The sequence below is a fragment of the Mesorhizobium sp. M0040 genome, from assembly GCF_040323505.1.
In the GTDB taxonomy this organism is placed as follows: domain Bacteria; phylum Pseudomonadota; class Alphaproteobacteria; order Rhizobiales; family Rhizobiaceae; genus Mesorhizobium.
In genome coordinates this window covers 20,759-39,898 of the sequence record NZ_JAMYVA010000012.1, presented here as the reverse complement: position 1 = coordinate 39,898, position 19,140 = coordinate 20,759, and the positions used below count along the sequence as shown (strand labels likewise).

Here is a 19,140-nt window from a genome sequence, read left to right as displayed (position 1 = left end):
GGTCACGCAATGACCCGCTGAGCGACACTTTCCGATCCCATTTAGCGTTTGAGGTGGCCGGGCCACCCCAAAACGACCATTTGCCAATCGATGGAAAGGAACATCCATGCGCAAAACGACCCTTCTGGCAGCCGCCGCCACGCTGGTGCTCGCAACCGCCGCCAGCGCCCAGCAACAGCCTACGCAGCAGCCCAGTCCGGCGCCGGCTGCGCCTGCTCCTGCCGCGCCCGGGGCGCAGCCGCAGGCGCCCACCATCCAGGCGATCAACGTCGTCGATATTAAGGATCTGCCCGCGGACACTCAAGCCAAGGTCAACGAGGTGATCGCCAAGCGCAGCGATGCCGACCTGCAGAAACTGCGCGGCTCGATCGACGCGACACCGCAGGTCAAATCCGCGCTCGAAGCCAAGGGGCTCACCTCGGCGCAGGTGATCGCCGCCAGCATGAGCACCAATGGCGCGCTGACGCTGATCACCAAGAAAGCGAGCTGACGAGACGAGGCGGCGGGCCGGCGCCCGGCCAGCCCGCCGCATCGCAAAGGGAACCTTCACGGGGGACGTTACGTTTCGGTCCTGTCGCCCTGACACGAGCCTCGAAAAGGACCCTGAGAACGAGCGATGGCGATCACCACCTTCTCCGACACCAGATGGCTGCATGGGATTGCCGCGACCGCGTTTCTGGCAGCCAGCATTCCGCACGCCACGCTGAACGCGCAGAGCCTCGACAGCGCCGAGACCGTCAACCGGATCGTCGGCTCGGAGGTCGGCCAGGAAGAGGCCCAGACAAATGCGGAAGCCGGCAAGGTCAGTTCGGCGATCGACCGCACGCGTGAAAACATCGCCGCCGTGCGCAAGACATCCAAGCTCGACAAGGTCGATATCGTGTTTCTTACCGATGCCGCGCGCACCGAAGGCGGCCCGCCGCCGGCGATCGAAAACAAGGTCAGGCAACATCGGGACGACATCGCCGAGCTGCGCAAGGAGATCGAAGCGAACGCATTGCTGTTCAACGCCATCGATTCGCGGCGAGTGCAAACCGAGGACGTTCTGGCGGTGGAATTCGACGATCCGGGAAAGGTCGTCATCTATGCGGCGGCCAAGCCGCCCGGCTGAGCCGAAACTGCTCGACGCCTTCGATCTCACAGCGCGCCCATGATCTTCTGCTGAAATCCGTAGACCTCGCGCTTGCCGCCGAACGGCACCAGGGTAACGTCGCGCTCTTGGCCGGGCTCGAAACGCATGGCGGTGCCGGCAGCGATGTCGAGGCGCATGCCGCGGGCCTTGTCGCGATCGAATCTCAGTCCCTCATTGGTCTCGAAGAAATGATAATGGCTGCCTACCTGGATCGGCCGGTCGCCGCTGTTGGCTACCTTCAAGGTGACCGTCGCCAGACCCTTGTTCAGTTCGATCTCGCCGCTTGCCGTGATGATTTCACCTGGGATCATCGCGGCCTCACACGACGCCGAAAGCGAGGCCGGCGCCAATCGCGGCACAAGCGGCGCCAGCGGCGCGGGCAAGCCCGCGGAAGCGCCAGCCGAGGCCGAGACCGGCCGCGATGCCGACGGCGTGGAGCAGTGCCGTGGCAACGGCAAGGCCCGCCATATAGCCGAGTCCGCCGACATTTTCAGGCACCTCGGTGCCATGGGCATAGCCGTGGAACAGAGCGAACAGGCCGATGACGGCGACGCCGGCCGAGACAGGAAGATCGACGGCGAGCGCAACCAGCAGCCCGAGTGCCACGACGGACGCCAGTATCGCCGGCTCGACGAAAGGCGTCGGCACATGCAGCATGCCGAGCACGCCGCCGGCCAGCATGACGCTTACGAAGGCCAGCGGCCATGCCCAGATCGCTTTGTCGCCCTTGAGCGCCGCCCATAGCCCGACGGCAATCATCGCCGTCATGTGATCGAGGCCGGAGAGCGGGTGGGAGAAGCCGGCGGTGAAGGACCAAACCGTGCCGACGCCGACATGGGCATAGGCTGGCATTGCTGCCGCCAGCAGCAGGACCGCCGACAGCGTTGAGCGTTTCATCGTAGCGGGGATCATCGGCGTACCTTCCATCTTCGAGTACCTCTCACGCCGCCTTGCGGGCCGGAGCGCAGCCCTCTGCCTTGAGGACGCGCTTGGTGGAGGCCGGATATTTCTTCAGCAGCGCTGCCGGACGGATCGGGCGGGCCGAGAAGTTGCCGCCGCAATTCGGACAGGCGCCGCCGAGCACGTTTTGTGCGCAGTCGGCGCAAAAGGTGCATTCGAAGGTGCAGATCACCGCATCCGTCGCATCGGGCGGCAGATCCTTGTCGCAGCACTCGCAGTTGGGACGCAGCTCAAGCATTTTCCTCTCCTTGCCGGTGTTATCTGATCGGCTCGTGCACGGTCACCAGCTTGGTGCCGTCTGGAAACGTCGCCTCGACCTGCACATCGTGGATCATTTCTGCAATGCCTTCCATCACCTGGGCCCGGGTGACGACATGGGCGCCGGCCTCCATCAGCTCGGCGACCGCGCGGCCGTCGCGGGCACCCTCGACGACGAAATCGGTGATCAGCGCGATCGCTTCCGGATGATTGAGCTTGACGCCGCGTTCGAGCCGCTTGCGGGCCACGATCGCCGCCATGGCGATCAGCAGCTTGTCTTTCTCCCTCGGCGTCAGATTCATGCTTTTTCCTGCGGTGGCACAATCGAAATCAGAGTGACCATAATTTGGGCAGGCCCGCCCGTCCGTTGAGCAATTCGACAAGCGGCACCAGCCGCTTGCGGAGCTGGTAGCCGTCCTCAGCGAACAGCCTCGCAAGAAGCTTGCCAGATTTCCGCACGCTCCAGAAACTGACGCCGCCCTGGCCGCCGACTATGCCCCGGGCCGGCTCGAGCAAAGCCTCTGCCCGTGGCGACAGCATCAGCAGCGTCGCCACGGCGACGGCACCGCCGGCCGCTGCGGGACGGTTCAAGGTCGCCGCAATGTCCGGGCCGATGCGGAACTCCTCTGCATGGACCAGCGCCGCGTCCTGGCGGACGCGCCAGCGGTCGTGGAAATGGCCTTGCGAAGCCCGTTCACCCATGGCCAGGCGGCCGAAGACGGTAGCCTCCAGGATCAGCGCCTCGGCTCCGCTGGCAAGCTCCACGTCAAGGCTGCGGGCAAAGGCCGAGCGGTCGAAGACGATGGTTTCCTGTGGCAGCCAGGCAATGTGGCCGTCTTCGCCGACAGTCAGCTGCACCCGCACTTCGGCGCGGTCGGATGCGGCGCGATAGATTTTCTCGCAGGCCTGCGTTGTTATGGTTGCGGAGGCGCCGGCACCGACATCGACCTCCCAGGCGAGACGGTCGCCACCGGTCAGCCCACCGGCGGTGTTGATCAGGACGGCTTCGAGCGGATCGGCCGAGACCGCCGGCATGCGGATCTTGGCCGAACCGTCCTGGTACAGACGCCGAAGACGCGTGCGGCCTCCGTTCCAGTCGCAGCCAAGCCGCGCGACGCCGGCAACACGCTGGGCCGGCGGCACTGAAGTCAAGCTATATGCGATCGTATCCACGACACCAACGTTAAGCACTGCGGCGGCTTTGTCGATATATAGCTTGTTGCTTGACAACGTTTCGGTTTCTATAGAGGGAGCCACCTTGGTACGGTCACCGGCGCCTGGCGGGGTAAAAGGCGACGATGACGACGTAATCGAGGACAAAAGGGGCGCTGATCAGTTGGCGTCGGGAAACGACAGAGTTGGGGAAGAAACCGAATGGCTGACCAGCTGGCAAACGATATCATCGCCAAGATCAAGGCTCATGCCGAGCCGGGCGGCGAGGAAATCACCACCAGTACCGAACTGACCGCCCTTGGCATCCATTCGCTGGAACTGACGGAGATCATCTTCGATCTCGAGGAAGAGTATGGCATCGAAATCGAGATGAACACTGTCGATGCCTGGAGCAATCTGAAGAATGTCGGCGACATGGTCGAGGCGGTTCGCGCGCTGATCGCGAAAAAAGCCTGACTGAATGCACAAGCGCGTCGTCATTACGGGCATCGGCGGATTATGCGGGCTCGGCACTAATGCACCGGCAATCTGGAATGAAATGCGCGCCGGCCGTTCGGCAATCGGCGCGATCGACAATCCGCTGCTGCATGATCTGAAGGTCAAGGTCGGCTGCGAAATCAAGGCGCTTCCCGAGCACGGCATCGACCGCAAGCAGGTCGTGTCGATGGACCGCTTCAGCCTTCTGGCGACGATCGCCGCGCGAGAGGCGGCACAGCAGGCGGGATTGAACCCGCACGCGGCCAACACCTACCGGATGGGCACCGTCGTCGGCGTCGGCGTCTGCGGCTGGGAGGCAATCGAAGAGAACTATCGCGCCATCCTGCTCGAAGGCAAGAACCGCGCCGGCATCTTCACCGTCCCGAAAGTAATGCCGGGCGCTGCAGCCGGCCATGTCAGCATGAATCTTGGTCTGCGCGGGCCGGTGTTCGGCATCACCTCTGCCTGCTCGTCATCCAACCACGCCATTGCCTCGGCGGTCGATCAGATCAGGCTCGGCCGGGCCGACGTCATGGTCGCCGGCGGCACCGATGCGCCGCTGGTCTGGGGCATCCTCAAGGGCTGGGAGGCCCTGCGGGTACTGTCGCCGGACACCTGCCGGCCGTTTTCGGCCGACCGCCAGGGGCTCGTGCTCGGCGAAGGCGCCGGCATGGTGGTGCTGGAAACATATGAGCATGCCATGGCGCGCGGCGCCGCCATCCTTGCTGAAATCGCCGGCGTCGGCCTTTCCGCCGACGCCTCCGATATCGTCGCGCCAACCATCGAAGGGCCTGAGGCGGCGATGCGCTTCTGCCTCGTCGATGCCGGGCTCAATCCCGAGGACGTCGACTATCTCAACGCGCATGGCACCGGCACCAAGGCCAACGATCAGATCGAGACGGCGGCGATCAAACGCGTGTTCGGCGGCCATGCCTACAAGCTTTCGGTGTCCTCGACCAAATCGATGCACGCCCACTGCCTCGGCGCCTCCGGCGCGCTGGAAATGATCGCCTGCGTGATGGCGATCCGCGAAGGCATCGTGCCGCCGACCGCCAATTATCGGGAAGCCGACGCCGACTGCGATCTCGACATCACGCCGAACGTGGCGCGCGAACGCACCGTGCGCACCGCGATCAGCAACAGCTTCGCCTTCGGCGGCACCAATGCGGTGCTGGCGGTCAAGGCCGTGTGACCGCACCCCTTGCGGGTCCTTCACCGGGGCCGGCGAAACTTTCCATGCGCATATTGATCGCGCCAGGCGTCGCGCCTAACTCTCTGCGACCCGCCATGACCGTGCCGCTCGGCGCGGTCCCCCACCAGGAGTTTCGATGACCGATCTGTCCGCGTTTCCGATTGCCAGGCGCTGGCCGGCGAGCCACCCCGACCGCATCCAGCTTTATTCGTTTCCGACGCCGAACGGGGTGAAGATATCGATCGCGCTGGAGGAACTTGGCCTGCCTTACGAGCCGCATGCCGTCGATATCGGCAAGAACGAGAGCTGGACCCCGGAATTCCTGTCTTTGAACCCGAACGGCAAGATACCGGCGATGATCGATCCGGACGGCCCGGGCGGCAAGCCGATCGGCTTGTTCGAATCCGGTGCCATCCTGCTTTACCTCAGCGACAAGACCGGCAAGCTGGTCCCGGCAGACGCGACGCTGCGTTATGAGACGATCCAGTGGGTGTTCTTCCAGATGGCTTCGATCGGGCCGATGTTCGGCCAAGTCGGATTCTTCCACAAATTCGCTGGGCGCGAAATCGCCGACAAGCGCCCGCTGGAACGTTATCGCGACGAGTCGCGACGGCTGATCGGCGTCCTCGAAACGAGGCTCAAGGGCCGCAGCTGGATCATGGGCGACGATTACACCATCGCCGATATTTCGATGCTTGGGTGGGTGCGCAATCTGATCGGCTTCTACGAGGCGCGGGAACTCGTCGGTTTCGACGATTTCCCCAGCGTGGGCGCATGGCTGGAGCGTGGCCTCGCCCGACCGGCGGTGCAGAGGGGCCTCACCATTCCGGCCAGAAACTGATCTTACGTCGATTCCGCTCGGCTATTTTGCCTTGGTCCGGGGCTTTGAGCCGCCCTTGCCGACTACGGAAGCAGCAAGCGACGCCGCACCTTTGGCGGTGGCAAGCACGGCACCGGCGGCGACATTGGCCGTTGCTTTAACAGTGCGCATTGCGCTGCCTGCGATCGATCCTCTGCTGCTTGCCGATCTTTTGGGCTTGGGTGCAGCGGCTTTGGTCGCGGCAGGCATCACCTTTTTCGGCGCCGCCTTGCCAAAGCTGGGCTTTGCCGCATCCTTGGAGCGGGCCGCCGCTGCCGGGCCGGCGCTGGTTTTCACTCGAGTGGTTTTTGATCGTGTTGCCCTGCCCTTGGCGGGCGCAGGCTTTCTTGCCATGGTTTCCATCGAACGGTTCCCTCATGGGCACAATTGCCGTGTCCGGGATAACGGCCTGAAACTGTCAAGGTTCCGGCCGGGCGGTTCCTTGCAAGTCAGGCCAGGTCGCCGACCACCAGGTCGGCGGGCCGCCGACGGGCAAGCACGCGGTCGATGTTCGGCATGTCGTTGGAAGCAATCCAGGCGCGCGCGTCCTCGTCGGAGCGGCCGTGCTCGTGCCATCGCTCCAGCAGTCGGCGCTCGAGCTCGGCGCGCGGCACATCGACGAAGATCGAGAAGTCGAACAGCGGCGCCAGCCGCGACCAAGGTTCTTCGTCGAGCAGCAGATAATTGCCTTCGACCAGGATGAATTTGGTGTCGGCGGCGATGATCGCAGCGGCGGCGCGCGACAGCTCCATGCTGCGGTCGAAGACCGGGATGGCGATATCCGGCTCGCCGGCGCGGATGCGCTTCAGCAGCGCTTCGAACCCGGCAAAATCAAAGGTTTCCGGAGCACCTTTTCGCGCGCGAAGGCCGCGTCGATCGAGAACGACGTCATCGTAATGGAAGCCATCCATCGGCACGACTTCCGCCGTGCCTTCCGGCAGCAGGTCGTGCAAGCCTGTCGACAATGTCGACTTGCCGGCGCCGGGCGGACCGGCAATGGCAACGATGAAGCGCGGCGCCTTGCCGGCGCGCTTGAAAATGGCAGCAGCGATATGGGCGATTTCTGACATTGGCCCCCTTACCGTGGTTCTGGCGCATTTTGGCGGCAGTTTTCGAAAATTTCAAACGCCGGATTGTGCCAAGCCTTCAATCGGGCCTGGATTGACCGATCCGCAGGAAATCGCTGTCGAAGGCGATGTCGCGCACGGCACCGTCAGCCGCCAGGATGCGCATGTGGCCCGGCGAGGTCGTGACGTCGTGCGGCGGCTCGCCGGATGGCCACGGCAGTGCGCCGATGACATGGCGGAACGAAAAGCGGCGCCCTTCGGAAAGGGCAAAGGCGGTCGCCACGCCTTCGCGCTTCAGCCAATTGTCGCCGAGCGATGCGGCGTGGCCGACGGCCGTGCGGCCGTCCTCGATGCCGAGCACGCCGCGGTGGCGGCCACTCCATGGCGCATAATCGCGCCCGCCATTGCTGACCCACAGCATGGTGACCGGCAGTTCGGCCGGGTTCTTCAGCACCAGCACGAGATCGGCTTCCGCCTGGCGCGCCAGCGCCGTCCAGCCCGGCCCGCCATGATCGGCCTCGACCAGCGTCACGAAGTCCTCACGCAGCTGGTCCATGCGATAGGTGGTCAGGTCAATCGTGCCGCCGTTGGCGGCGGGAAAGCGCGTCAGGTCGGCGGTTCGCGCCGGGTAGGCGAGCAACGAGCGGCCGCGGGCCGGATCGGGCTCCGGCGCCTCACTCGGCGTTGCGGCAAGGCGCTTGGGCGAGAAGGCCAGCCTGCCGCCGGCCGTCATCACCGTCATCGGGTGGTGGGCGACGGGAATGGCGCCGGCGCCGCCGGAAAAGACGTGTTCCTGATAGAGAAAGGGATGATCGTCGCGCAAGGTCAGGATCTTGTCGACGGTTGCGCCCATGACCGGGCGCTGCAGGCGGAAGACGGCGCGCCAGCCGTCGGCCGTTGCCGCGCTGTCGACGACGTCCCAGCGACTATTTGCCGGCCAGCCATGCAAAGGTGCCGCTTCGACGTCGCTGATCGAGAACGGCGCGCAAAGGAAATCGCCGGACAGGTGGACCGTCCCTTCAGGCAGGTCTTTCGGCAGCATCTCGCGCGGCTCGCCGACCCAAGGTGCGCGATGCAGCGGCTTCAGCCGGCGGCCATCGATGCCAACCGTCATGTCGGCGAGATGGCCGACGGCAAGATCGACCGATACCGAAATGCCCTTCGCCGTGATCGTGACCGCATCCATGTGCACCTACCGATTCTGCCAGCCCGATTCTGCCAGCCCGATTCCGGCGGCCCGATTCTGCCGGCGCCAGCAAAGCCCACTCGCCGCCGGTTGCGCAAGCGCGGTGGCCGGCAATTCACATCAGGCGGCGCCACGTCGGCCTGTGGACAGGGCACCGTTCGAGGGCCAGACCGATATTAACCAAATGGACTGTGCCTTTGCGTTAAGATAGCTTCGCGTCGTCTCAGAAACTGCCTGCCTTCGGAACTGACTTGTCCGCCTTCCGGTTCTTTTCGTCCATCCACAAATGCGTCGCTGTGCTGGCGCTGCTGCTGTTTGCTGCCGGCTGCACGACTGTCACGCCGCCCGACAGCGTGCTGGCGGTACCGGCGCCGCCGCAGAAATATGCCGCCATGGTCATCGATGCCGGCACCGGTAAGACGCTGTTCGAGGTCAATTCGACGGCGCCGCGTTATCCGGCGTCACTGACCAAGATGATGACGCTCTACCTTCTGTTCGAGGCGCTGGATTCTGGCCGCATCAGCAAGGAGACGCAAATCCCGGTGTCGGACAACGCCGCCCGGCAGCCGCCGACCAAGCTGCGGTTCAGGCGCGGCGAGACCATCGACGTCGATTCGGCGATCCGCGCCGTCGTCGTCAAATCGGCCAATGACGTGGCGGTCGCCGTTGCCGAATATCTCGGCGGCAGCGAAGAGGCGTTCGCCGGCATGATGACGGCCAAGGCGCGCCAGATCGGCATGAGCAGCACCGTTTTCCGCAATGCCTCGGGCCTGCCGGACGGCGACCAGCACACCAGCGCGCGCGACATGGCGGTGCTCGGCATGGCGCTGCACGCCCGCTTCCCGCAGCATTTCCACTATTTCTCCGAAAGCGACTTCATGTTCCGCGGCAGGCTGGTGCGCGGCCACAACGACATGCTCGGCCGGGTGCGCGGCGTCGACGGCATCAAGACCGGCTACATCAGGGCTTCGGGCTTCAACATCGTCACCTCCTATAATGCGGACGGGCACAGGCTGATCATCGTGGTGATGGGCGCCGACAGCGCGCGCCAGCGCAACGACCACGTCGAGGCGCTGATCCAGCGCAGCCTGTTGCCGACCTCCGAGGCAAAGACGCGGCTGCTGTATGCCGAGGAGCAGTGACAGTTGAAGTCCGAGTGTTGACCGCGTGCGGGTTCAGGCGACAAACGCAGAGCCGCCGTTTTGCGCGACACTGCTGAGATACTTTGCCGGCGGCTTGCCAAGCGCTTTCTTGAACATGGTGATGAAGGCGGTGACCGATTCGTAACCGAGATCGGCCGAAATCTGCTGCACGCTGGCGCCGGAGGCCAGTTCGCGCATTGCGACGATCAGGTGCAGTTGCTGGCGCCAGCGCCCGAAGGTCAGCCCTGTCTCTTTCACCACGAGACGTGCGAGACTGCTCTCGCTGAGCGCGGCGCGACTGGCCCATTCCGCCAGGGTGCTGCGATCGGCAGGATCTTGCGCCAACGCCGCGGCGATGCGCCTCAAGCGCGGCTCGGACGAGATCGGCAAATGTAGCTGCTGGACAGGCATGCGCGGCAGTTCGGTGAGCAGAGCCCTGGTCAGGAGCTCGCCCCTCGCGTCATCGTCCTCAACGCGATCCGTCAGCTCTATGATGAGCTCGCGCAGCAACGGCGTGATCGAAAGCGTGCAGCACCGGTCCGGCAGGTCGGTAGCTCCCGGTTCGATATAGACGAAGAAAATCCGGGCGTTGGCGGTCGCGATATTGCTGTGCTCCATGTCGCCGGGAATCCACACCGCGCAATGCGGCGGCACCATCCACAGGCCGCTGGGGACGCGACATGTGACGCCACCGCCCAGCGCGAAGACGAGTTGCCCTTTGCGGTGGTGGTGGTCCGGCACCTCCGCCCCGGTTTCGGTAACGTCAACGCGCACGGCGATTGCCGGGGCGAGGACATCATCCGGATCGAAAGGCCAGGGGTAGCGAAGAGGCTGTCTCATATTGACTGATTTTGGCGATCGACTGCCAAGATATCTAAATTACTCAAACAGGAAAGTCGATAGTTTAGGGCCTTAAGTAACTCAGAAGACGGCAGGGCGGGTTTCAGTGCCCTGCTTGCGTTCTGAACGTCGGACCAACAAGCCCGGCGCACGAAAACAGGCTGGCGTCCGCCACGCAGCAAGAAGGGACGATACCAATGCTCGCCTTGGTCACATCTTCCGACAGCGCCACCGGGTTGCGGCTCGCCGAGCTTGGTGAGCCCGAGCCCGCCCCGTATGAGGCGCTGGTCTCGGTCCGGGCAGTCTCGCTGAACCGCGGCGAACTGCGCCTGCTCAACATCCGTCCGAACGGCTGGGTGCCTGGCCAGGACGTCGCCGGAATTGTCGAGCGCGCCGCGGCCGACGGCTCCGGGCCGGCCGTCGGCGCCCGGGTTGCGGCTCTGGTCGACGAGGCCGGGTGGGCCGAACGGGTCGCCGTTCCGACCGACCACCTCGCCGTCCTGCCGGACGACGTCAGCTTCGTCTCCGCCGCCACTGTTCCGGTCGCGGGCACGACTGCGCTGCGGACCCTGCGCCTCGGCGGCGACCTGGCCGGCCAGCGGGTCCTGATTGCCGGCGCAAGCGGTGCGGTCGGCCGTTTCCAGATCCAGATCGCCCGTCAGCAGGGCGCGTCGGTGGCGGCGGTCGCCGCTGCCCGTCATGCCGCGGATCTCCGCGGCCTCGGAGCCGAGCGGGTCGTCGAAACGATCGAGCTGGCCGAAGGACTGTTCTCGCTGATTACCGAATCGGTGGGCGGCGAAAGCCTCGCCCACGCGATCGAACGGATCGCGCCCGGCGGGACCGTCGTCATGTTCGGCTCGAGCAGCGGCGAACTCACGCCCATCGGCTTCCGCCAGTTCGTTCCGGGTCACGAAGGCGCGCGGCTGCAGACCTTCGCCTACTACGCTTCCGGTCCGGAGGTTGGCGCCGACATCGCCTCGCTGCTCGCGCTGATCGCAGCCGGCCGGCTCGAAACGCGCGTAGTCCTCACCGTGCCGTGGCGGGACGTCGGCCAAGCCCTCGACGCGCTGCGGCAGCGCAACATCAGCGGCAAGGCAGTGCTTACCGTGACAGAATGAGCAGGCGGTGGCGCCGGACGGGACGGCGTCTGTCTCCCCCGGGCTGCTACGGCAACTTGAGCCCGCTGGCGATTGCCCGTTGAAGCCGGCGCCTGCTTCCGCTAAGAAGCCGTGGCTGGCCGGTTTACCGGCTGGTTCGTTTTTGGGATCACCGATCCTGAAGGCACCCGTAGCTCAGCTGGATAGAGCGCTGCCCTCCGAAGGCAGAGGTCACAGGTTCGAATCCTGTCGGGTGCGCCAATCTGTCTGATTCATTTGGAATTTCTGCTCGTCGCTTGACACGGGCATACATCAAAATTGCTAACCTTGGCGCACTTAGTTTTTATGGTGATGCAACCCGCGATCGGTTATAGCCAACACGCGGCGACCGAGAAAGCTATTGATCCGTCGCCTACGGCGGGATGGAAAGATGGCTGATTTGTTGCCAGGATCGATGAGCGGAATATCCGGCGATAGCGGCTCACCTTGCACGCCATCAGGAGGCGCTAGCTCCCAAGCCCTCAAGCTGGAAAGATGCTCAAAATGGAGCATGGAGAGGCCGGAAGGCCGGTTCGTACAAATGGTATGAAATCCAAGACAATGTTGCGTATTGGCAGTCGTTCGAAAAGCCAAAAATATTTGTCCCTGAAATTCAAGGCAGCGCTCAATATGCCTTGGACTATGACTCATTCTACTGTGTGAACAAGGCGAGCTTCATTGTACATGAGGATATTGAATATATAATAGGAATCCTAAATAGCGCGCTCTCATGGTGGATAACGCAGCACACTTTTGCGAGCAAGCAGGGTGGTTTTTTTGAGTTTACGCAGCAATACGTTTCCCAGATTCCGATTCCGAAAGCTCCGAAATCGCAACAGGCGCTGATCGAGACGCTGGTTCTGGCAATCATAGGCAATCGTGACGACAACCGTCTTGAACAACTACTCAACGGGCTCGTCTATGAACTCTTCTTCCAAACCGATCTCCATGCCCGAGGCCTTACCCTGTTCGACGAGGCCGAACGCGCGGGTCTTGGCCAGCTCGCGGGCCTAGAAGGTGTGGTGCTGGTGAAGGCGGCCGAGGAGTTCAGCAATCGTGTGTTCGTGTCCTCGCACCCGCTATACGCGATGCTCTTCGATCTACAGGCCCTCGAGGTCGTGCGTATTATTGAGGGCAAGGAATGACCCAGGAAATCAATGTCGTACCACCTCCCGCTGGCGAGCAAGCTGCGGCGCCAAAGGCTTTGCGGATCAATACACTTTCTCTTTGCGATTTCCGTGCCTTTCCGAACCCCATCACGTTTGATCTGGCAGGAAAGAATCTGCTGGTCTATGGGGAAAACGGCGCCGGCAAGTCGTCGATCTTTCAAGCGTTGCGCCACTTCTTCGCAATGCGGCCGCCGGTAATCGCTTCGGTCAAGAATGTCTTTTCGGGCCGACCCGACACAGACTTTCGGATACATGTTGTGTTCAACGACGGAACTCCTTCAATTCCTTGGTCGAGCACTCGGCATCCTATACGCTTGCCCGGCGCTGATGCGCGTGTAGCTGAAGCCGCATTACGGAAATCGTGCCTCGATTATCGTGCTCTTCTGGATACCAACTACATCCACGGCAACGATCGACCGAATCTCTTCGACATCTCGGTGACGGTGCTGCTCGCCGATTTTGCTGTGGCAACGGAAGGCGGCATCATGAAGACGATCGGCCAACTTTGGGCGGAAATTGAGCGTTCAAAGCCCTGGAACTACAACAGTTCGCTAGAGCCGGTTCAGAAGGCTTGTATTGCATTCAACGAAGGCTTCCGCATAGCGCTTGAGGCCCTGCATCCTCGATTAGTTAAGCTGGTTCACACAATGCTAGGTGCTTCCGTCGAGGTCAAATCATTCACATTTGGCGGGGTCACCTATCAGCACCAATGGTGGAAGCGGGACCGGATTATCACGGGCGGGAGCTATTCCCCGCGATCGCTTTCAACGGCAAGGACCTGCGTACGCCCCAGACGTTTCTCAACGAGGCGCGCCTTTCTGCTTTCGCGCTAGCGATGTATCTCGGCGGGCGCCTTGCCTGCGTGCCGGAAGGCGGCGAACGACTGAAACTGCTCGTTCTCGATGATGTTTTGATCGGCCTTGATCATGACAATCGCATTCCCGTGCTTCGCCTACTCCGAGAATATTTTCCGGATTGGCAGACTGTGATCCTTACCCACGATCGGGTCTGGTTCGATATGGTCCGTCAGTTCCACGATGGTTCAGATGCATGGACCTGGGCCGAGATCTACGCTGATGGGGATGGTGGTAGAGCCACCCCATCGGTGAAGACGCCCAACGGCGATGTGCTTCGCGCAACGCTGGACGAATGCGCGGCGCAGCTCGCGGCCAATGCAATTCCTTCGGCCGCAACATCAGCGAGAAGGGCGTTCGAGTGGGGTCTGAAGCGTTTCTGCGAACGACGCCGAGTTCAAACGGCTTTCACGATGAATCCCAAAGACAACGATTCTGAAGTCTTGTTGAATGCAATAGCTGCATGGACTGCTCTACCCGGCCAAAATCGTGCGCAGAGATTGGGGCCAATACTTAATGATCTTCGGATGTACCGCGCTGGCGTTTTAAACCCGCAAACGCATGCCAACGCACCTAGTCCCTCCAGGCAAGAAGTAGAAGGTGCGACGACAGCAATACAGGCGCTCGAGGCCGTACGAACCGACAACACGATCACCTAGCTGAACCGTGCGGCGTGGGGCTAGCGCGCCCCGCCGGCAGGCACTAGAATTTTTAGCCGCTCGGTCGACCATTGCTGCATCGCCACCTCGTAAAGCTGAACGTCGAATCAGTCCTGCCCACCGCGCTCACGTTTTATCTAACCGGTGGCCTGGAACCCAATCCGCTTCGGAAAACTTTTCTGGGTAGTTCTCGAAAGGAGCCCGCCGTGCCCGCACCGCCCGAAATGGATGTCGTCCTCGAAAAGCTGCCTTTGAGGATCGGCGCCTATATCCCCGACGACTTGCTGGAGGACTGGTTTGCGCCGGGAACCGGCATGAACCCGGTCAGCAAGGAGGCGCTTGCCACCGCCAAGAATTACGGCTGGCGCTTCGAATGCGAGTTCAAGCACTACCCCGAACGCAAGGAAGGCGTGTTCTGGAAGTGGGTGCCGGCGATCTGACCGGCGCTGGACGGTTCATCGTTCCGCGGAAACGCAGAACCGGTCTATCTTATTCTTTGACGTAAATACCGGACGGAAAACCGCTTCACACTTTTCCTGGAATTGCTCAGCCTCCGCCTATCGGCGTCGTCACCTTGCCGGTTCCGCCGCATTCGGGGCAGGTGCGGCCGTCGATCATGCCTGACCCTGCACAGCGGCGGCAAATATTCTCGCCAGCGCCTGGAGTGCCTGCGGGGACTGCGTCCGTGTTGGTCTGACCGGCTTGCCGGGGCTTGCCCTGCAGCTTTTTTCTCAGCCGGGCGACCCAGCCTTCGTCGACCTCGAGCGGCCTGCTGCTGTCGTCCGGCAGGCCTTCGCCGGATTGGCCGATGGTTTCATTGCGCGGCCGGTCGTTCGCGCCTGTCGTGATCTTCTGAGCCATTGCGTTTGCCTTTACGCCTTGCAATTTTCGAACGCCTCAGCTGCGCAGAGGTTCCGGTTCGACCGGCAGCCTTTCAGCGGGGTTTTCGCCGCACATTATCTATCCTGAACCCGGATTTCGGCCGCGCCGGCATGCGGGCAAGCGAGACGGTCATATCCTGATCAGGCACCTGGTAGGCCATCGACCGCGTCAGCAGGCGAACCGCTTCCATGATCAGCGCGACGGTGACGGCTTCTCCGGGGCAGCGATGGGTAGTCGCCGGATCTCCGCCGCCATGCGGGATGAAGTCGAAGCCGTGGGTTTTCCAGCTCAAGCCGCGCTTCGGGATAAATCGGTCCGGCTCCATAAACAGGCGGCGATCGTGGTTGGTGCCGTGCAGGTCGAGCAGAACCCAGTCGCCTTTGCCGAAGCGGTAGCCCTTCCATTGGAAGGGGTGGCGGGCGCGGCCGCCGATGAACGGGAAGAACGGATAGAGCCGGCGAACCTCCTCGGCGAAGGCTTCCAGCCCGTCGTCATCGCCGCCGGCGAACTTATCGTACCATTGGCGGTGCTGGTGAAGCGCCAGCGCCGCAAACATGATGAAGCGGCCGATGGCGACAACCGGCCGGATGATGTTGATGATCTCGACCGCGGCACTGGCAAGATCGAGCGGCATTCCCTCGGCATCGACATGTTCGCTGACCAGGCGGACCGGGCTGTTTGCCGGCAAATCAAGCGCGCCGCTTCGAACGCGCCGTACAAGCTCGCCGATAGTGCGTTCGGTCCGGCGTCGCCGCCACAGCGCCAGCATGGTCGACGGCCCAATGCCGCCGGCGTTCTCGACCATGCCGCTGAGCTCGCGGCAGAGTTCGGCGCGATCCTTGTCGGCGGGGATGCCGGCCCAATCCGCTGCCGCCTGGGTCAGGACGAGGTTTACGGCGTCGAACAGGACGATCTCGTCACGCCGCTGCCAGTCTTCCAGCTGGTCGAGCCAGGCGCGACGGAAGGTTGCGCGGAGCCGCTCGATCTGGTCACCATCCAACAGGATCGACAGGAAAAGCGCCTTGCGGTGGCGGTGATCGGCGCCGTCGAGCGCCTGGACGCTGCCCTTGTCCTGCAGCAGACGCAGCGTGGTCTGCGGCATCGCACCAATTCGGGTGAAGTGGTCGCCGCCATAAAACATCTCGGCAGCCTCGGCACCGCGGACGCAGATTGCCGGCCGCAGCATCAGGCGCGTGGCAAAGATGTCGGTGTTCATGCGCCGGCAGCGGGCCGAAATGAAGTCATAGCCTTCGCGCGGCAGGGCCAAGGTGCTATCGAACGCGGCGCGCGGAATGGGTTTTGCGGCAGCATGATTGCCGCCATCGGCATCGATCAGTTCACGTCTGTTCATGGCGTGCTCCCTGGCGTTGAAATTCCTCAACGCACGGCCGGCACTTTCGATCACTCGACTTTTTGACGGCTTTGCCGCGCCGCCCTTCGGCCGCGGCTGGCAAGGATGGTGGTCAGCGTGACCGGACGAAAATCCCAGCTGTCGACGCCGACGTCATACTGGCGCGTGACCGGGGTCAGCCTGCCGTGGGAATGGCCATGCAGGTCGATCGATTTCCTGCCGATCTGGTTCCAGGTGCGAAAAGGGTAGTGGCAAAGGATCAGCAGACTGCCGTCGAGCGCCAGCTCCTTGTAGTGCTGCGTGCTCGCCCAACCTGTGGCCTCGATGGTGGCCGCAGCATCGTTGTTGCCGATGATCAAATGCTTGCTGCCATGAAGAGACGCCAGAAGCGACGACACGAACGCGGCCGATCCCCTGGCAAAATCGCCGAGATGCCAGACCTCGTCGTCCGGCCCGACAGTCTCGTTCCAGAACGCAATGAGGGCCCGGTCATGTTCCGCCAGCGAGCCGAACGGGCGGCGGTCGATGCGCAAAATGCGCGGGTCGCTGAAATGCGTGTCGGCGGTGAAGTAGATCATGCGCTGGAGCCTGTTTCGAACTGCCGATCTGGGCGCGTGGCGCACCAAGTCCATGTTGCTCTCCCGATGCTTGCTCAACCCGCTCGATCGCCGGTTGTTCCTGGAAGCAGGCCCAGGCGGTTTCCGCTCGTCGGAACTTCAAAAAGGGGGAACTTTGAAACGGGGGAACTTTGAAATGAGACGCAGGTTAGAATGCTTGAGGCCGATGCTCTGAAAGGACCTCGACGATGACCGACGCAGCACCTCTTGGGCGAAGCCCGGCTCAGGCGCGGGGCGATATCGACGCCGGGCGCGAAGGGGACAAGACCCCGGGCATCGATCCGGCTGCGGCTCCCATGGAAACGGACGCGGAATCCGCCGGCAACGCTCCGCCGAAGAGCCCTGCCGCGCGCCATGAAACGCCGAAGTTTACCAACCAGGCGAGCTATGCCAATGCGATGCGCCCGCTGAAGGATGGGCCCGACGTCCAACCGAGCAGATATGGGCCGGTCATGGTGATTGCCGCCATCGTCGTGCTGGCCGCGGCGGTTTTCATCGGCGCAGCCGTGCTGCGCTGAATATCTTCATCCGAGCGCTGCGGCTGGACATTTTGTGTCCGGTCCGGGACCTTGTTGTCGCGTCAGGTTCAGGCGCGACCGAGTCTGCTGCACAATGACCACCACCCATCAATTCTTTGCCCGAGACGCCGCCATCGTAGCGCGCGACATGATCGGCGCCACGCTGCTTTTGCACGGCGTTGGCGGCGTCATCATCGAGACCGAGGCCTATCGCCCGGATGACCCGGCTTCGCATGCTTTCGGTGGCAGGACCGTGCGCAACGGTGCAATGTTCGGCGCCCCGGGCAGCGCGTACGTCTATCGCTCCTATGGCCTGCACTGGTGTCTCAATGCCGTGTGCCTGCCCGGCAGTGCCGTGCTTATCCGCGCAATCGAACCGCAATCCGGGCTGGAGGTGATGCGGGCCAATCGCGGCGTTGACGATCCCCGGCTGCTTTGTTCGGGACCGGGTCGCCTTTGCCAGGCGCTGGCAATCGACAAATCCCATGACAGGCTGCCGCTGGACGTGCCGCCATTCGAATTCAGGCAGCCGGGCGACGCCGGCGCCGTTCTAACAGGCCGCCGGATCGGCATTTCCAAGGCTGTCGATGCCGAGTGGCGGTTCGGCCTGCGCGGCTCGGACTATTTGAGCCGCAGGTTCTGACGCCCGCGGCAGCGGCAGAGCAGCTGCCTGGCATCACTCGTCGGGTTTACCGAGATGCATGGGTGTCGCCTGCTGGCGGGCTTCCCTGGTCACCTCGTCGGCTCCGGCAGGTGAAATCCCTCGCAATGCCTTCGCAGCTACGGTCAGGCGCCCGCGATCATTGCCGAAGCTCTTGATCAGCTGGCGGACCTGGTCGGCCGTGACGCCGTTCTGTTGGGCAAAATACTCGACTTCACGGTCGTCTTCCGCAGCAACGCGGTCGCGCTCGCGGAAATCTCGCTTGCTCTTATCGTCGGCCATTTTTTCCTCCTGGTGGAGCGTCGCATCCATCCATGGCAACGTGGACAACGAGCTTTCGTTGCCGCGATCGGGCGGACTTTTCCGCCGTTGTGCCGACTGCCCAGGAACCATGAGGCGAGCAGCCGGTTTGGCTTGGATGCAGACATATTCGGCCACAATTCATACCGATGGAGAATACGATGACGCTCGCAAGCAAAACCACCGTAATTGCCGCGGCGCTGGCCATGTTGGCCGCGCCGGCATTCGGCCAGACGAGCCCACCTGCGCCCGCCGCGGCGGCACCGGATCGTGGCGCCGAACAGTCGCCCGCAATGAGCGGGCAGAGCCAGGATGCCATGCGCGATATGATGCGCCAGATGATGACCGAGATGCTGGAGGAGAGAATGCAGGAAGATCGCGCGCCCCGGGAGGAACGGCGAGGTCCCGACCGCTGGCATCGCGGCTACAGGATGGGCCCGCCTGACCGAGGTTGGGAGATGGGAGGCCGCGCTGGCATTGCACGCGGGATGCATGGCGCGAAGATGCGAATGATGTTCGCCATAGTAGATGCGGACGGCGATGGCGCGCTCTCTCAGAGCGAAGTCCAGGATTTCGTCGGGCGGATATTCAACGCCGTCGATGAGGACGGTGACGGCAGCGTCGACATGCAGGAAATCCGGTCCTTCTTCCACGGAGGCGGCGCCGAGGATCAGGAGTAAGTCTCCTACCGGTCGGCAGGAGGCCTG

Annotated in this window: 28 protein-coding genes and 1 tRNA gene; 15 read left to right on the top strand and 14 right to left on the bottom strand. The window is 63.1% G+C overall.

Annotation, left to right across the window (positions count from 1 at the left end):
• Positions 1-106 precede the first annotated feature (106 nt).
• Both NKJ91_RS13305 and NKJ91_RS13300 read left to right on the top strand, forming a co-directional pair.
• Positions 107-490, top strand: coding sequence for a hypothetical protein (locus NKJ91_RS13305; protein WP_352455917.1), 384 nt, complete (start codon positions 107-109; stop codon positions 488-490).
• A gap of 126 nt (positions 491-616) precedes the next feature.
• Positions 617-1,111 (top strand): hypothetical protein, encoded by a 495-nt coding sequence (locus tag NKJ91_RS13300; RefSeq protein WP_352455916.1) that lies wholly within the window; start codon positions 617-619, stop codon positions 1,109-1,111.
• A gap of 26 nt (positions 1,112-1,137) precedes the next feature.
• Here the strand turns inward: NKJ91_RS13300 and NKJ91_RS13295 are convergent, their stop codons facing one another.
• The 5 genes from NKJ91_RS13295 to NKJ91_RS13275 are packed head-to-tail and all read right to left on the bottom strand — an operon-like array spanning position 1,138 to position 3,523.
• Positions 1,138-1,443, bottom strand: a complete 306-nt coding sequence (locus NKJ91_RS13295; RefSeq protein WP_023677008.1) for an urease subunit beta — start codon at positions 1,441-1,443, stop codon at positions 1,138-1,140.
• A gap of 7 nt (positions 1,444-1,450) precedes the next feature.
• On the bottom strand, positions 1,451-2,044 hold the full coding sequence (locus NKJ91_RS13290) for a HupE/UreJ family protein (RefSeq protein WP_352456010.1): 594 nt from the start codon (positions 2,042-2,044) through the stop codon (positions 1,451-1,453).
• Positions 2,045-2,072: 28 nt separating this feature from the next.
• Entirely contained in the window at positions 2,073-2,330 is a 258-nt protein-coding gene (locus tag NKJ91_RS13285; protein ID WP_352455915.1) for a DUF1272 domain-containing protein, read from the bottom strand.
• 19 nt (positions 2,331-2,349) lie between these two features.
• Positions 2,350-2,652, bottom strand: coding sequence for an urease subunit gamma (locus NKJ91_RS13280; protein ID WP_023677011.1), 303 nt, complete (start codon positions 2,650-2,652; stop codon positions 2,350-2,352).
• A gap of 28 nt (positions 2,653-2,680) precedes the next feature.
• Entirely contained in the window at positions 2,681-3,523 is an 843-nt protein-coding gene (locus tag NKJ91_RS13275; protein ID WP_352455914.1) for an urease accessory protein UreD, read from the bottom strand.
• A gap of 201 nt (positions 3,524-3,724) precedes the next feature.
• Here NKJ91_RS13275 and NKJ91_RS13270 point away from each other — a divergent pair, with 201 nt between their 5' ends.
• The 3 genes from NKJ91_RS13270 (at position 3,725) to NKJ91_RS13260 (ending at position 6,033) form a co-directional block, all read left to right on the top strand.
• Positions 3,725-3,979 carry an acyl carrier protein gene (locus tag NKJ91_RS13270; protein WP_023677013.1) on the top strand — a complete coding sequence of 85 codons (255 nt, stop codon included), beginning with the start codon at positions 3,725-3,727 and terminating at the stop codon, positions 3,977-3,979.
• 4 nt (positions 3,980-3,983) lie between these two features.
• Positions 3,984-5,192 carry a beta-ketoacyl-[acyl-carrier-protein] synthase family protein gene (locus tag NKJ91_RS13265; RefSeq protein ID WP_352455913.1) on the top strand — a complete coding sequence of 403 codons (1,209 nt, stop codon included), beginning with the start codon at positions 3,984-3,986 and terminating at the stop codon, positions 5,190-5,192.
• 136 nt (positions 5,193-5,328) lie between these two features.
• Positions 5,329-6,033 carry a glutathione S-transferase family protein gene (locus tag NKJ91_RS13260; RefSeq protein WP_352455912.1) on the top strand — a complete coding sequence of 235 codons (705 nt, stop codon included), beginning with the start codon at positions 5,329-5,331 and terminating at the stop codon, positions 6,031-6,033.
• Between the two features lie 21 nt (positions 6,034-6,054).
• Here NKJ91_RS13260 and NKJ91_RS13255 read toward each other — a convergent pair whose 3' ends face one another.
• From NKJ91_RS13255 to NKJ91_RS13240, 4 genes are all read right to left on the bottom strand, one after another.
• Positions 6,055-6,183, bottom strand: a complete 129-nt coding sequence (locus tag NKJ91_RS13255) for a hypothetical protein (protein WP_302893450.1) — start codon at positions 6,181-6,183, stop codon at positions 6,055-6,057.
• Positions 6,170-6,430, bottom strand: a complete 261-nt coding sequence (locus NKJ91_RS13250; protein ID WP_352455911.1) for a hypothetical protein — start codon at positions 6,428-6,430, stop codon at positions 6,170-6,172. Before NKJ91_RS13250 ends, NKJ91_RS13255 begins: the two co-directional genes overlap by 14 nt.
• A 70-nt stretch (positions 6,431-6,500) precedes the next feature.
• Positions 6,501-7,121 carry a nucleoside triphosphate hydrolase gene (locus NKJ91_RS13245; RefSeq protein ID WP_352455910.1) on the bottom strand — a complete coding sequence of 207 codons (621 nt, stop codon included), beginning with the start codon at positions 7,119-7,121 and terminating at the stop codon, positions 6,501-6,503.
• A gap of 76 nt (positions 7,122-7,197) precedes the next feature.
• Positions 7,198-8,304: a hypothetical protein gene (locus NKJ91_RS13240; RefSeq protein ID WP_352455909.1), complete on the bottom strand. Its 1,107-nt coding sequence runs from the start codon at positions 8,302-8,304 to the stop codon at positions 7,198-7,200.
• Positions 8,305-8,555: 251 nt separating this feature from the next.
• On the opposite strand from NKJ91_RS13240, the gene NKJ91_RS13235 reads away from it, so the two are divergent.
• Positions 8,556-9,446 carry a D-alanyl-D-alanine carboxypeptidase family protein gene (locus NKJ91_RS13235; RefSeq protein ID WP_352455908.1) on the top strand — a complete coding sequence of 297 codons (891 nt, stop codon included), beginning with the start codon at positions 8,556-8,558 and terminating at the stop codon, positions 9,444-9,446.
• A 33-nt stretch (positions 9,447-9,479) separates the two neighbouring features.
• Here NKJ91_RS13235 and NKJ91_RS13230 read toward each other — a convergent pair whose 3' ends face one another.
• Positions 9,480-10,286, bottom strand: a complete 807-nt coding sequence (locus tag NKJ91_RS13230; protein ID WP_352455907.1) for an AraC family transcriptional regulator — start codon at positions 10,284-10,286, stop codon at positions 9,480-9,482.
• A gap of 197 nt (positions 10,287-10,483) precedes the next feature.
• On the opposite strand from NKJ91_RS13230, the gene NKJ91_RS13225 reads away from it, so the two are divergent.
• The 6 genes from NKJ91_RS13225 to NKJ91_RS13200 all read left to right on the top strand — a co-directional run bounded on the left by NKJ91_RS13225 (position 10,484) and on the right by NKJ91_RS13200 (position 14,544).
• A complete protein-coding gene (locus tag NKJ91_RS13225; RefSeq protein WP_352455906.1) occupies positions 10,484-11,404 on the top strand; it encodes a zinc-binding dehydrogenase in 921 nt (306 codons plus the stop codon).
• Between the two features lie 163 nt (positions 11,405-11,567).
• Positions 11,568-11,644 (top strand) — tRNA-Arg (locus NKJ91_RS13220).
• A 212-nt stretch (positions 11,645-11,856) separates the two neighbouring features.
• The gene (locus tag NKJ91_RS13215) at positions 11,857-12,567 is read left to right on the top strand and encodes a TaqI-like C-terminal specificity domain-containing protein (RefSeq protein ID WP_352456008.1); all 711 of its coding nucleotides are present in this window, start codon (positions 11,857-11,859) and stop codon (positions 12,565-12,567) included.
• Positions 12,564-13,424, top strand: coding sequence for an AAA family ATPase (locus NKJ91_RS13210; RefSeq protein WP_352455905.1), 861 nt, complete (start codon positions 12,564-12,566; stop codon positions 13,422-13,424). Before NKJ91_RS13215 ends, NKJ91_RS13210 begins: the two co-directional genes overlap by 4 nt.
• Before the next feature lie 2 nt (positions 13,425-13,426).
• Positions 13,427-14,104, top strand: a complete 678-nt coding sequence (locus NKJ91_RS13205) for a hypothetical protein (RefSeq protein WP_352455904.1) — start codon at positions 13,427-13,429, stop codon at positions 14,102-14,104.
• 206 nt (positions 14,105-14,310) lie between these two features.
• Positions 14,311-14,544: a hypothetical protein gene (locus NKJ91_RS13200; protein WP_023677026.1), complete on the top strand. Its 234-nt coding sequence runs from the start codon at positions 14,311-14,313 to the stop codon at positions 14,542-14,544.
• A 106-nt stretch (positions 14,545-14,650) separates the two neighbouring features.
• Here the strand turns inward: NKJ91_RS13200 and NKJ91_RS13195 are convergent, their stop codons facing one another.
• The 3 genes from NKJ91_RS13195 to NKJ91_RS13185 all read right to left on the bottom strand — a co-directional run bounded on the left by NKJ91_RS13195 (position 14,651) and on the right by NKJ91_RS13185 (position 16,915).
• Entirely contained in the window at positions 14,651-14,965 is a 315-nt protein-coding gene (locus NKJ91_RS13195) for a hypothetical protein (protein ID WP_352456016.1), read from the bottom strand.
• A 73-nt stretch (positions 14,966-15,038) separates the two neighbouring features.
• Positions 15,039-16,337 (bottom strand): cytochrome P450, encoded by a 1,299-nt coding sequence (locus NKJ91_RS13190; RefSeq protein ID WP_352455903.1) that lies wholly within the window; start codon positions 16,335-16,337, stop codon positions 15,039-15,041.
• A gap of 50 nt (positions 16,338-16,387) precedes the next feature.
• Positions 16,388-16,915, bottom strand: a complete 528-nt coding sequence (locus NKJ91_RS13185) for a metallophosphoesterase (RefSeq protein ID WP_352456007.1) — start codon at positions 16,913-16,915, stop codon at positions 16,388-16,390.
• Between the two features lie 227 nt (positions 16,916-17,142).
• Between NKJ91_RS13185 and NKJ91_RS13180 the strand changes: the two genes are divergently transcribed.
• Both NKJ91_RS13180 and NKJ91_RS13175 read left to right on the top strand, forming a co-directional pair.
• Entirely contained in the window at positions 17,143-17,472 is a 330-nt protein-coding gene (locus NKJ91_RS13180) for a hypothetical protein (protein ID WP_352455902.1), read from the top strand.
• 94 nt (positions 17,473-17,566) lie between these two features.
• Positions 17,567-18,115: a DNA-3-methyladenine glycosylase gene (locus NKJ91_RS13175; protein WP_352455901.1), complete on the top strand. Its 549-nt coding sequence runs from the start codon at positions 17,567-17,569 to the stop codon at positions 18,113-18,115.
• Positions 18,116-18,148: 33 nt separating this feature from the next.
• Here NKJ91_RS13175 and NKJ91_RS13170 read toward each other — a convergent pair whose 3' ends face one another.
• A complete protein-coding gene (locus tag NKJ91_RS13170; RefSeq protein ID WP_352455899.1) occupies positions 18,149-18,415 on the bottom strand; it encodes a DUF3606 domain-containing protein in 267 nt (88 codons plus the stop codon).
• Between the two features lie 179 nt (positions 18,416-18,594).
• On the opposite strand from NKJ91_RS13170, the gene NKJ91_RS13165 reads away from it, so the two are divergent.
• Positions 18,595-19,113 carry an EF-hand domain-containing protein gene (locus NKJ91_RS13165; protein ID WP_352455898.1) on the top strand — a complete coding sequence of 173 codons (519 nt, stop codon included), beginning with the start codon at positions 18,595-18,597 and terminating at the stop codon, positions 19,111-19,113.
• The last annotated feature ends 27 nt before the right edge of the window (positions 19,114-19,140 follow it).

Coding starts and splice junctions, on each gene's coding strand:
- NKJ91_RS13305 (WP_352455917.1), top strand. CDS start 107: ATGCGCAAAACGACCCTTCTGGCAGCCGCCGCCACGCTGGTGCTCGCA.
- NKJ91_RS13300 (WP_352455916.1), top strand. CDS start 617: ATGGCGATCACCACCTTCTCCGACACCAGATGGCTGCATGGGATTGCC.
- NKJ91_RS13295 (WP_023677008.1), bottom strand. CDS start 1,443: ATGATCCCAGGTGAAATCATCACGGCAAGCGGCGAGATCGAACTGAAC.
- NKJ91_RS13290 (WP_352456010.1), bottom strand. CDS start 2,044: ATGATCCCCGCTACGATGAAACGCTCAACGCTGTCGGCGGTCCTGCTG.
- NKJ91_RS13285 (WP_352455915.1), bottom strand. CDS start 2,330: ATGCTTGAGCTGCGTCCCAACTGCGAGTGCTGCGACAAGGATCTGCCG.
- NKJ91_RS13280 (WP_023677011.1), bottom strand. CDS start 2,652: ATGAATCTGACGCCGAGGGAGAAAGACAAGCTGCTGATCGCCATGGCG.
- NKJ91_RS13270 (WP_023677013.1), top strand. CDS start 3,725: ATGGCTGACCAGCTGGCAAACGATATCATCGCCAAGATCAAGGCTCAT.
- NKJ91_RS13265 (WP_352455913.1), top strand. CDS start 3,984: ATGCACAAGCGCGTCGTCATTACGGGCATCGGCGGATTATGCGGGCTC.
- NKJ91_RS13260 (WP_352455912.1), top strand. CDS start 5,329: ATGACCGATCTGTCCGCGTTTCCGATTGCCAGGCGCTGGCCGGCGAGC.
- NKJ91_RS13255 (WP_302893450.1), bottom strand. CDS start 6,183: ATGCGCACTGTTAAAGCAACGGCCAATGTCGCCGCCGGTGCCGTGCTT.
- NKJ91_RS13250 (WP_352455911.1), bottom strand. CDS start 6,430: ATGAGGGAACCGTTCGATGGAAACCATGGCAAGAAAGCCTGCGCCCGC.
- NKJ91_RS13245 (WP_352455910.1), bottom strand. CDS start 7,121: ATGTCAGAAATCGCCCATATCGCTGCTGCCATTTTCAAGCGCGCCGGC.
- NKJ91_RS13240 (WP_352455909.1), bottom strand. CDS start 8,304: ATGGATGCGGTCACGATCACGGCGAAGGGCATTTCGGTATCGGTCGAT.
- NKJ91_RS13230 (WP_352455907.1), bottom strand. CDS start 10,286: ATGAGACAGCCTCTTCGCTACCCCTGGCCTTTCGATCCGGATGATGTC.
- NKJ91_RS13225 (WP_352455906.1), top strand. CDS start 10,484: ATGCTCGCCTTGGTCACATCTTCCGACAGCGCCACCGGGTTGCGGCTC.
- NKJ91_RS13210 (WP_352455905.1), top strand. CDS start 12,564: ATGACCCAGGAAATCAATGTCGTACCACCTCCCGCTGGCGAGCAAGCT.
- NKJ91_RS13205 (WP_352455904.1), top strand. CDS start 13,427: ATGTATCTCGGCGGGCGCCTTGCCTGCGTGCCGGAAGGCGGCGAACGA.
- NKJ91_RS13195 (WP_352456016.1), bottom strand. CDS start 14,965: ATGGCTCAGAAGATCACGACAGGCGCGAACGACCGGCCGCGCAATGAA.
- NKJ91_RS13190 (WP_352455903.1), bottom strand. CDS start 16,337: ATGAACAGACGTGAACTGATCGATGCCGATGGCGGCAATCATGCTGCC.
- NKJ91_RS13185 (WP_352456007.1), bottom strand. CDS start 16,915: ATGATCTACTTCACCGCCGACACGCATTTCAGCGACCCGCGCATTTTG.
- NKJ91_RS13180 (WP_352455902.1), top strand. CDS start 17,143: ATGACCGACGCAGCACCTCTTGGGCGAAGCCCGGCTCAGGCGCGGGGC.
- NKJ91_RS13175 (WP_352455901.1), top strand. CDS start 17,567: ATGACCACCACCCATCAATTCTTTGCCCGAGACGCCGCCATCGTAGCG.
- NKJ91_RS13170 (WP_352455899.1), bottom strand. CDS start 18,415: ATGGCCGACGATAAGAGCAAGCGAGATTTCCGCGAGCGCGACCGCGTT.
- NKJ91_RS13165 (WP_352455898.1), top strand. CDS start 18,595: ATGACGCTCGCAAGCAAAACCACCGTAATTGCCGCGGCGCTGGCCATG.